Raw genomic sequence first — 9,127 nt, forward strand, 5'->3', positions numbered from 1 at the left:
GCCCTGGGCCACGCCCTTGAGCGCAAGGTTGTTGGATTCTGTGGCACCGGAGGTCCAGACGATCTGCTCGGCCTGCGCCCCCAACAACTCGGCCACCTGGCGACGCGCCTGTTCAACCTTCTGCCTAGCCGCTTGGCCGAATGCATGGGAACTGGACGCAGGGTTGCCGAAATGGGCGTTGAAACCCAGACACTCGACCATCACCTGGATAACTCGCTCATCCACCGGCGTGGTGGCGGCGTAGTCGAAATACAACGGACGTTTATTCATGAGGTTAAAACTCGCAGAGCGTATTCCCAAGAGCAGCGTCTCGGGGGCATCGACCAGAACAGAGGTCGTCAGGTTTAACCGATCGAATGCCATTAAAGAAGGTAACTTTATTTAAATGTGCGTAGGAACGCTCCTGGAATTGAGCTTAACAGGCTGAAGTAGCCCCATGGCAAACAAAAAGCCCGAGGTTCCTTGTGGGAAGCCTCGGGCTTTTTGATGCAAGAAGCGCGCTCAACTGGGGCGGCCATGCAGGACCACGCTGCGCTCGGCGTTCATTTCACCTTGGCGATCAAAACCGAAAGGCTTTTGTGGCTGACCAAGCAACGCGGCGCGCTGGCGTTGATAGTCGTCAAACGACAAGCCTCGACGGCCCAGGGCCTCCAGGGCCAACTGCTTGGTTTCCTCGGCCGTATAGGGACGCAACTCCGGGGAAGGCTGGGTCGCACAACCCGCAAGGACAGAGGTGACAAGTAAAAAGGAAACAGCGAGGAAACGGTTCATGGCGTTGGCCCTGCGAAGGTGGTTTCGAGTCAATGAACACAGGCTACTCCCGGCCCCTCTCGCTGAAAAATCATCGTCCGTGATAGTCGCTATCACGCGTATCGGCGCCTACGGCGGAAACACCTACATATTCATTTAAGTTCTATAAATATAGAAACACCTTCATTTACGAATTAAGACGCTACCTCTATAAAGACTTTGCGTGCAGCCCGCTGCCCATCAGGCAACAGCCCTTCAACAAAGCCCGAACTCCCATGAGAGGTCACCATGCAGCTGTTCACCCTGCCGCCCTCGCCTGCCCTAGCCACCTCGATCCGCGCCACAGCCCAGGTTTTCGAAGACCCAAAGTCCCAGGCCCTGCTCGACCATATCCAGCAAGTGGCCCCCAGCGAAGCCAGCGTGCTGATCATTGGCGAAACCGGCACCGGCAAAGAACTTGTTGCGCGGCATATCCACCACCTCAGTGCGCGGCGAAACCGGCCCTTCGTGGCGGTGAACTGCGGGGCCTTTTCGCAATCCCTGGTGGAAGCCGAGTTGTTCGGCCATGAGAAAGGCGCCTTTACCGGTGCCCTCAGCGCCAAGGCCGGCTGGTTCGAAGAGGCTGACGGCGGCACCTTGTTTCTAGATGAGATCGGCGATTTGCCGATGGCCATCCAGGTCAAGCTGCTGCGGGTGCTACAGGAGCGAGAGGTGGTGCGCCTGGGTTCGCGCAAGCGCATTGCTATCGATGTGCGAGTCCTGGCGGCCACCAATGTACAACTGGAAAAGGCCATCAATGTTGGGCGTTTCCGTGAAGACCTCTACTACCGCCTCAATGTAGTCAGCCTGGCATTGAGCCCGCTGCGCGAACGTACCGGCGATATCCTGCCACTGACCCGGCACTTCATCCAAACCTACAGCCAGCGCCTGGGTTACGGCCCGATCAGCGTGAGCCACCTGGCCGAGCATAAGCTCAAGCGCTACAGCTGGCCGGGCAATATCCGTGAGCTGGAGAACGTGATTCATCACACCCTGCTGATCTGCCGCAACGCTGTGATCGAACCCGACGACCTGCGCCTGTCTGGCCTGCGCATCGAACGCCAGAACGACAGCGACACCGATCCCAGTGCAGAAGCCCTGCTGGCGCGGGCGTTTCAAAAGCTCTTCGAGGAACAGGCCGGCGCCCTGCATGAAAAGGTCGAGGACGCTTTATTGCGCGCTGCTTATCACTTCAGCCACCACAACCAAGTGCACACCGCCAACTTGCTGGGACTGAGCCGCAACGTCGCTCGCGCTCGCCTGATCAAGATCGGCGAACTGGCGGTAAACAAGCGCAGGCCCGGGGAAAATGTGCAAGGCGAACGGATGCTGCACCTATCCATTTAGTCGGCAGTGCAAGGCATCGTCCTGATTGCGCTCAAAACTGCGCAGTACCTGGAATGCGCCAAAGGTCACGGCCGTGGCCCGGTGAGCACGGATCAGCGTCCAGAAATCTTCGCCGCCTTGCTCAAAACATTTAAAGGCGGCCTCACCCTCCTCGCGCGACTGCCATTGCAAATAATTGAGCACCCTGCGCCCGTCATCGCTGACCTGTACGCTGGCACTCAAGAAGCCGCCATGGCGCACGGCCAGACGCTCGCTCTGGGTGGCCAAGGCGGCCACCAGGGCGGATTGCTGACGGGGTTCGATGTGAAATTCGATCAGTTGAGTGAAGCTGCGACTCTTCTCTGATACCGGCATGAAAACTCCCCTCTCTCTGTAGGCAGAATCTTGCGATTCGATGCCACGCAGGGTAAAACCTCTAGTTAAGTCGAGGTCAAGCACTGTTTGGGAGAGGTTCATGCTCACTAAGGAACTCAGCGTCGGTCAGCTCGCTGCCCGCAGCGGCGTGGCGGTGACCGCCCTGCACTTCTACGAGGCCAAAGGGCTGATCAAGAGTAATCGCAATGCCGGTAACCAGCGGCGTTATCCACGTGATGTGCTGCGGCGCGTGGTGCTGATCAAGATCGCCCAGCGCTTGGGCATTCCGCTGGCCAACATTGGCGAGGCATTGCAGGCCTTGCCCGATGGGCGCACACCCAATGCTCAAGACTGGGAGCGCCTGTCGGCGTTGTGGCGTGAAGACCTGGATGAGCGCATCAACAAGCTGATGCTGCTACGCGACAAGCTCAATGGCTGCATCGGTTGCGGGTGCTTGTCGATGGAGGCGTGCCCGTTGCGCAATCAGGACGATAAGCTCGCTGAGTATGGGCCAGGCGCCCAGTTGCTGGAGCCCACCACACAGTCTTGATAAAAGCACCTCGTCGGTTGCCCGCAGACCACGCATTACGTGGCCTATAGTGAAATGCTCGTACCTCGACTCAAGGAGAACGTTATGAGCGTTAAAGCTATTCCCGAGGGTTATCAGGGCATTACCCCCTATCTGGGCATCAACGAGGCCGCAAAGGCAATCGAGTTCTACAAGAAGGCCTTTGGCGCCTCAGTGTTCATGCGCCTGGACATGCCTGACGGCAGGGTCGGCCATGCGGAACTGCGCATTGGCGAAGCGGTGATCATGCTGGGCACGCCCTGCGACGAAACGGCCCTGCGCAATCCCGACGCACATCCCAGTGTCGGCCTGCACCTGTATGTGAATGACGTGGACGAACAATTCAAACAGGCAATTGATGCCGGCGCCAGCGTGTTATCCAAGCCGCAGGATCAGTTCTATGGGGATCGCTCGGCGAGTGTGAAGGATCCGTTCGGGCACCTGTGGTTCCTGGCGACTCACAAGGAAGACCTGAGCGAGGAACAGATCCGCCAGCGTGCCATGCAAATGTTCAAGCAAGGCGGATAGTTGCAGCGCAATCAGCGCCCGGCATCAATCCCCTGTGGGAGCGGGCTTGTCCGCGATGGCGACGGGTCAGTCAATTAATCTGCAACTGAACCACCGCCATCGCAGGCAAGCCAGCTCCCACATTTAGACCTCAGCGCGTCAGATAGAAAGGCGTCGGCTGGCAGGCAGCTATGTCTCAAAGGTTACGCCACACACCCTGAAAGCGATCCTGAAACATTTTCTTTCATATCCCCCTTAGGGATTTCTCATTCTCATCCGTCTTAACTTAGATACAGCCTGTCGCGTCAGCAAAAGCTACGACTGGCCTTTTCCGGGCCTCCATCGCCCCCTCCGATCAAGACCCTCATTCATATGTCGAAGAAGTCACGCTCCAAACTCTGGTTTCTCGTCCATAGCTGGCTGGCGTTGCCCATCTGGTTCTTTGTACTGATTGTGTGCGTCACCGGCACCCTGGCCGTGGTGAGCCAGGAAATCGTGTGGCTGGCCAACCCGGATATCCGCGCCAGCAAGCCGTCGGATGATGCTCAGCCGCTGAGCTTTGACCAAGTGATCGCGGCCATCAAGCGCGATGAGCCCAAGGCTATTGTCCAGTCCATCATCCGCCCGGATGAATCGCACTTCGCGCTAAGCGTTGGCCTCAGCTACCCGGATGGGCGCTCCGTGGAGGTGTATGCCAACCCCTATACCGGCGCGATCCAGGGCATCAGCCCCTCGTTCAACTTCCAGCAATTCACCCGCGCCCTGCATGGTTGGTGGCTGGTGCCGTTCACCAATGGGTACAGCTGGGGCTGGTACCTGGTGTCTGCGTTGGGCTTGCCGCTGCTCGCTTCGCTGGTCACCGGGCTGGTTGTGTACAAGCGCTTCTGGAAAGGCTTCCTGCGCCCTACCCTGCGCATCCGCCACGGCGCGAGAATCTTCTGGGGCGACTTTCACCGCCTGAGCGGCATCTGGTCGATCTGGTTTATCGCGGTCATTTCAATCACCGGCACCTGGTTCCTGATCGAGGCTGTCCTGGGCGACAACCAGATATCCATTTCCAGCGAACCCATCGTGCCAGTGATTGCGCGGGAAAAGGTGCCGTTGTCGGCACCGGGCGTACCGGCACCGATGATCCCCATCGACAAGGCGATCGACATCGCCGCCGAGAAAATCCCCGGCCTGGACGCCAGCTTTGTGTTCATGCCAAGCAACGCCTACAGCCACCTGCAGATCGGCGGGCGTGGCTGGTACCCGTTGATGTTCCAGACCGCACAACTGAACCCCTATGACGGTGAAATCGCGCTCTCGAACTTATTGTCCGACCGCACCCCGCTGGAGTTCGTCACCGAGTCGATGCGCCCGCTGCACACCGGGGACTTTGGCGGTTTGTGGATCAAGCTGATCTGGGCGTTCTTCGGCCTGGTGCTGAGCATGATGGTATTGAGCGGCCTGCTGATCTGGACCAAGCGCACTGCCCTGGCCACCCTCAACGCCCTCAAGCGCGAGGCCAAGACGCAACGTCAAACCGCGCCCATCCCGGCCATGCACGCCGAAACCTCGGAGGCCCAGCGATGAGCAAGGTCGCGACCGTACCGCCGTCCCCGCTGCGCGCCTTCTGGCTGAAATGGCGTTTCCATATCAACATCCTGCTGTTGCTGGTGCCGTTGGGGTTCATGCCCAAGTACTTTGCCGACGCCGCGCTGTTTCGCGGGGATACCGGCATCGGCGAACGCGTGGCCGGGCAAGTGCAAGTCGGGCCCTGGAGCCTGACGCTGGCTGAGTTTCGCAACGAAGGCCCGAGCCCGGATCCGGCTGGCCCGATGAAGTTCTTCAACGCAGCCCTGTGTGACACCTGCGCCGAGCAGGTCAAGGCCACTTACCTGCGTATCGGCAAACCCCGCAGCCTGCGCGCCGCCGGAGTGATCTTCTTCGGCACGCCGTATCGCATGGGCGCCGCCCTGCCAATCCCCGAACGCACCCCGGCGGACGCCGAAATATGGGTGACCATGGAAGGCTGGGACGGAAGCATGCACCAGGGTTCCATCCCGCTGAGCCAGGCCTCGCCTGCCACCATTGCCTGGCTGAACAAGCAAGGAGTCAAACCATGATGTTCAAGCGCCTCACCCGCGCCGCGCTGTTGCTGTGCGCCGGCCTGAGCACCACCGCCTTCGCCCATAACCCGATGTGCGAATGCAAGGAAATCCCCGGCGAGCAGATCCAGTGCAAAGGCGGTTTTTCCGACGGCAGTGGCGCCCCCGGCGTAACCCTGGATGTGATCGGCTACGACGAAACCATCCTGGTGCCGGGCAAGCTCGGCGAGGATTCGACCCTGACCTTCAAGAAGCCCACCGCCGAGTTCTACGTGCTGTTCGATGCCGGCCCCGGCCACGTGGTGGAAATCGACCAAGCGGATATCCCGTCGCAATGAGTACCACACAGGTTGTACGCCCCGCCGGGGCGGGCCACGAAACCCTTTATGTGCTGCTGTTGTGTCTGATCATCCTCGCGGTGGCGGGCACGGTCGTGGCGCTGCACGGGGAAACCCAGGAAGTCGCGGCGGTACCAAGCCACCAGCTGGACGCCCGCCGCGACCTGAGCGCGGCCGAGCAAGGCATCTACGCCGACCTGCGGGTGACCCTGGATGAAATCCACCTGTTGCAGCAGGAGCACAGCGCCCTGCCGACGCCTGAGCAACTGGCCGAAGAAGGCTTCGCGCCGTTTGCCCAGGACGCCAGCTCGGTCAGCCGTGGTGGCCATCGCTGGGAGTTGCTGGCACCCGCCGCCTACCTGGGTTTGAGCCAGGCGCCGGCCACCAGCGGTTCGCTGCTGATGCGCGTGCAAGGCAGCGAGCCGGATATCTGGCTCAACCGCAGCGCCAACCTTGCCGCCCCGTCCGACCTCACTGACCAAGCGCTGATCGCGGCCGGCTGGCAGCAGGTGGTCGCGCAATTCGATGCCGGCGTCACCCGCCAGCACCGTCACTGAACGAGAAGACCGATTGCCCATGTCTATGTCATCGCCCCTGTTACGCCTGTTAATGGTTGGCCTGTTCAGCCTGATGCTCGCCCCCCTTGCCAACGCCGAGGCGGCCAAGCGCCTGCGTATCGGCATTACCTTGCACCCCTATTACAGCTATGTAGCCAATATCGTGGGCGACAAGGCCGAAGTGGTGCCGCTGATTCCCGCCGGTTTCAACCCCCACGCCTACGAGCCGCGCGCCGAAGACATCAAGCGCATCGGCACCCTGGATGTCATCGTGCTCAACGGCGTCGGCCATGACGACTTCGCCGACCGCATGATCGCCACCAGCGAGCGCCCGGACATCAAGGTGATCGAAGCAAACGCCAACGTGCCGTTGCTCGCCGCCACCGGTAACGCGGCACGCGGTGCGGGCAAGGTGGTCAACCCGCACACCTTCCTGTCGATCAGCGCGTCGATTGCCCAGGTCAATAACATTGCCCGTGAGTTGGGCAAGCTCGACCCGGACAACGCCAAAACCTACACCCAGAACGCCCGCGCCTATGGCAAGCGCCTGCGCCAGATGCGCGCCGACGCCCTGGCCAAGCTGACCAGCGCGCCCAACCCGGACCTGCGCGTCGCCACTGTGCACGCGGCCTATGACTACCTGTTGCGCGAGTTTGGCCTGGAAGTCACCGCCGTGGTCGAGCCGGCCCACGGTATCGAGCCAAGCCCCAGCCAGCTGAAAAAGACCATCGATGAACTGCGCGCCCTGGATGTGAAAGTGATCTTCTCGGAGATGGACTTCCCGTCCACCTACGTCGATACCATCCAGCGTGAATCTGGAGTCAAGCTGTACCCGCTGTCGCATATTTCCTACGGCGAATACAGCGCCGAGAAGTACGAAGTGGAGATGACCGGCAACCTCAACACCGTGGTCCGCGCGATTCAGGAGTCGGGAGCATGACCGCCGCGCAGCAACTGAACGCCGCCAGCGTCGGCCCGACCCTGAACTTCGACCAGGTCTCGCTGACCCTGGGGCGCACCGTGATTCTCGATGGCGTGAGCTTCCAGGTACAGCCGGGCAGCATCCATGCGCTGGTCGGCCCCAATGGCGGCGGCAAAAGCTCGCTGATCAAGACCCTGCTGGGGCAAACGCCGCACCAGGGGCGCTTGAGCCTGGAGTGGCCAACCACACCCGGCACCGTCGGTTACGTGCCCCAGGCGCTGGAATTTGATCGGGGCCTGCCGATGACCGTGGACGATTTCATGGCTGCCATGTGCCAGCGTCGCCCGGCGTTTCTGGGCCTGTCCAGGCATTACGCGGCGGCGATTGGCGATGCCCTCGAGCGCGTCGGCATGCAAGACAAGCGCAAGCGCCGCATGGGCGCGTTGTCCGGCGGTGAGCGCCAGCGCGTACTGCTGGCCCAGGGGCTGATTCCTGCGCCGCAGTTGCTGGTGCTGGACGAGCCGATGTCGGCCCTCGACGAGGCGGGTATCCAGGTGTTCGAACGGCTGCTGAACGACTGGCGCCTGGCCGGGATTACGGTGCTGTGGATCGAGCACGACCTGGAGGCCGTGGGCCGCCTGGCCGACCGCGTCACCGGTCTTAACCGCCGCGTGCTGTTCGACGCCACACCGAAAGAGGCGCTGATCCCGGACCGCCTGCTCACTCTGTTCTCCACCCACCCTCGGAGCCCGGCGCCATGAATTATGAAGCCTTTCGCTTGATGGTCCAGGGCTGGGCCTCTTCCGGTTACCTGCCCGAAGCCCTGGCCTACGGTTTTGTGGTCAACGCCCTGCTCGCCGGCTTGTTGATCGGCCCGGTACTCGGCGGCCTGGGGACGCTGGTGGTGGTCAAGCGCTTTGCGTTTTTCTCCGAAGCGGTCGGCCATGCCGCACTGACCGGCGTGGCCGTGGGCATCCTGCTGGGCGAACCCTATACGGGGCCCTATGGCAGCCTGTTTGGCTACTGCCTGCTGTTCGGCATCCTGCTCAATTACCTGCGTAACCGCACCGGCCTGGCGCCCGACACCTTGATCGGCGTGTTCCTGTCGGTGTCCCTGGCACTGGGGGCAAGCCTGCTGCTGATCCTGGCCGGCAAGATCAACGTGCATATTCTCGAGAACGTGCTGTTTGGCTCGGTACTGACGGTCAACGGCAACGACCTGCTGGTACTGGCCATTGTCGGCTCGCTGGTGATGGCCCTGGCATTGCCGCTGTACAACCGCATCATGCTGGCCAGTTTCAACCCGCAATTGGCGGCAGTGCGCGGGGTGGCGGTGAAAAGCCTGGACTACCTGTTCGTGATCCTGGTGACCCTGATCACCGTGGCTGCGGTCAAGGTCATCGGCGCAATCCTGGTCGGTGCCTTGCTGGTGATTCCTGCCGCGGCGGCGCGCCTGTTGAGCCAGTCACTCAAAGGGTTTTTCTGGATCTCGGTGCTGATCGCTACCGTCAGCACCCTGTGCGGCATCCTGCTGCCGATCATCTTTGACCTGCCCATCCCCTCCGGCGCCGCCATCATTCTGGTTGCCGGGATCGCCTTCGCCTTCGCCGCCATCGCCCGTGGCGTTGTGCCCAGCCTCAAAGGGAATCTTGGAT

13 protein-coding genes are annotated in these 9,127 nt (G+C 61.3%); 10 read left to right on the plus strand and 3 right to left on the minus strand.

The features are described from left to right. On the minus strand, positions 1-270 hold a 270-nt coding region (locus tag GIW04_RS23910; protein ID WP_236479257.1), incomplete at its 3' end, for an aminotransferase class V-fold PLP-dependent enzyme. A gap of 231 nt (positions 271-501) precedes the next feature. Further along, positions 502-771, minus strand: a complete 270-nt coding sequence (locus GIW04_RS23915; RefSeq protein WP_003190175.1) for a hypothetical protein — start codon at positions 769-771, stop codon at positions 502-504. Positions 772-1,038: 267 nt separating this feature from the next. Between GIW04_RS23915 and GIW04_RS23920 the strand changes: the two genes are divergently transcribed. Continuing rightward, the gene (locus GIW04_RS23920) at positions 1,039-2,136 is read left to right on the plus strand and encodes a sigma-54 interaction domain-containing protein (RefSeq protein ID WP_120247758.1); all 1,098 of its coding nucleotides are present in this window, start codon (positions 1,039-1,041) and stop codon (positions 2,134-2,136) included. Here the strand turns inward: GIW04_RS23920 and GIW04_RS23925 are convergent. Continuing rightward, on the minus strand, positions 2,125-2,490 hold the full coding sequence (locus tag GIW04_RS23925) for an antibiotic biosynthesis monooxygenase (RefSeq protein ID WP_003190171.1): 366 nt from the start codon (positions 2,488-2,490) through the stop codon (positions 2,125-2,127). The two genes, GIW04_RS23920 and GIW04_RS23925, sit on opposite strands and share 12 nt — an antisense overlap. Before the next feature lie 100 nt (positions 2,491-2,590). On the opposite strand from GIW04_RS23925, the gene soxR reads away from it, so the two are divergent. The 9 genes from soxR to GIW04_RS23970 form a co-directional block, all read left to right on the plus strand. Further along, positions 2,591-3,040 (plus strand): redox-sensitive transcriptional activator SoxR, encoded by a 450-nt coding sequence (soxR, locus tag GIW04_RS23930; protein ID WP_120247757.1) that lies wholly within the window; start codon positions 2,591-2,593, stop codon positions 3,038-3,040. Between the two features lie 84 nt (positions 3,041-3,124). Beyond that, positions 3,125-3,586, plus strand: a complete 462-nt coding sequence (locus tag GIW04_RS23935) for a VOC family protein (protein WP_094775472.1) — start codon at positions 3,125-3,127, stop codon at positions 3,584-3,586. A 351-nt stretch (positions 3,587-3,937) separates the two neighbouring features. Beyond that, positions 3,938-5,140 (plus strand): PepSY-associated TM helix domain-containing protein, encoded by a 1,203-nt coding sequence (locus GIW04_RS23940; RefSeq protein ID WP_003190166.1) that lies wholly within the window; start codon positions 3,938-3,940, stop codon positions 5,138-5,140. Continuing rightward, positions 5,137-5,673 (plus strand): hypothetical protein, encoded by a 537-nt coding sequence (locus GIW04_RS23945; RefSeq protein ID WP_003190164.1) that lies wholly within the window; start codon positions 5,137-5,139, stop codon positions 5,671-5,673. The genes GIW04_RS23940 and GIW04_RS23945 overlap by 4 nt, the downstream gene beginning before the upstream one ends. Further along, positions 5,670-5,993, plus strand: a complete 324-nt coding sequence (locus tag GIW04_RS23950) for a hypothetical protein (RefSeq protein ID WP_003190163.1) — start codon at positions 5,670-5,672, stop codon at positions 5,991-5,993. Before GIW04_RS23945 ends, GIW04_RS23950 begins: the two co-directional genes overlap by 4 nt. Further along, the gene (locus GIW04_RS23955) at positions 5,990-6,550 is read left to right on the plus strand and encodes a DUF6162 family protein (RefSeq protein WP_003190160.1); all 561 of its coding nucleotides are present in this window, start codon (positions 5,990-5,992) and stop codon (positions 6,548-6,550) included. Before GIW04_RS23950 ends, GIW04_RS23955 begins: the two co-directional genes overlap by 4 nt. 19 nt (positions 6,551-6,569) lie before the next feature. After that, positions 6,570-7,490 carry a metal ABC transporter substrate-binding protein gene (locus tag GIW04_RS23960; RefSeq protein WP_003190157.1) on the plus strand — a complete coding sequence of 307 codons (921 nt, stop codon included), beginning with the start codon at positions 6,570-6,572 and terminating at the stop codon, positions 7,488-7,490. Beyond that, positions 7,487-8,233 (plus strand): metal ABC transporter ATP-binding protein, encoded by a 747-nt coding sequence (locus GIW04_RS23965; protein ID WP_034135002.1) that lies wholly within the window; start codon positions 7,487-7,489, stop codon positions 8,231-8,233. Before GIW04_RS23960 ends, GIW04_RS23965 begins: the two co-directional genes overlap by 4 nt. After that, on the plus strand, positions 8,230-9,127 hold an 898-nt coding region (locus tag GIW04_RS23970), incomplete at its 3' end, for a metal ABC transporter permease (protein ID WP_054897877.1). The genes GIW04_RS23965 and GIW04_RS23970, both read left to right, overlap by 4 nt.

Origin of the sequence: Pseudomonas sp. PA-4-8C (assembly GCF_021606625.1) — a bacterium.
Lineage (GTDB): Bacteria > Pseudomonadota > Gammaproteobacteria > Pseudomonadales > Pseudomonadaceae > Aquipseudomonas > Aquipseudomonas lactis.

What these genes read in the sequence shown, in the direction of transcription:
- GIW04_RS23935 (WP_094775472.1), top strand. Translation starts at nt 3,125, where the DNA reads ATGAGCGTTAAAGCTATTCCCGAGGGTTATCAGGGCATTACCCCCTAT.
- GIW04_RS23940 (WP_003190166.1), top strand. Translation starts at nt 3,938, where the DNA reads ATGTCGAAGAAGTCACGCTCCAAACTCTGGTTTCTCGTCCATAGCTGG.
- soxR (WP_120247757.1), top strand. Translation starts at nt 2,591, where the DNA reads ATGCTCACTAAGGAACTCAGCGTCGGTCAGCTCGCTGCCCGCAGCGGC.
- GIW04_RS23920 (WP_120247758.1), top strand. Translation starts at nt 1,039, where the DNA reads ATGCAGCTGTTCACCCTGCCGCCCTCGCCTGCCCTAGCCACCTCGATC.
- GIW04_RS23960 (WP_003190157.1), top strand. Translation starts at nt 6,570, where the DNA reads ATGTCTATGTCATCGCCCCTGTTACGCCTGTTAATGGTTGGCCTGTTC.
- GIW04_RS23925 (WP_003190171.1), bottom strand. Translation starts at nt 2,490, where the DNA reads ATGCCGGTATCAGAGAAGAGTCGCAGCTTCACTCAACTGATCGAATTT.
- GIW04_RS23950 (WP_003190163.1), top strand. Translation starts at nt 5,670, where the DNA reads ATGATGTTCAAGCGCCTCACCCGCGCCGCGCTGTTGCTGTGCGCCGGC.
- GIW04_RS23965 (WP_034135002.1), top strand. Translation starts at nt 7,487, where the DNA reads ATGACCGCCGCGCAGCAACTGAACGCCGCCAGCGTCGGCCCGACCCTG.
- GIW04_RS23915 (WP_003190175.1), bottom strand. Translation starts at nt 771, where the DNA reads ATGAACCGTTTCCTCGCTGTTTCCTTTTTACTTGTCACCTCTGTCCTT.
- GIW04_RS23945 (WP_003190164.1), top strand. Translation starts at nt 5,137, where the DNA reads ATGAGCAAGGTCGCGACCGTACCGCCGTCCCCGCTGCGCGCCTTCTGG.
- GIW04_RS23955 (WP_003190160.1), top strand. Translation starts at nt 5,990, where the DNA reads ATGAGTACCACACAGGTTGTACGCCCCGCCGGGGCGGGCCACGAAACC.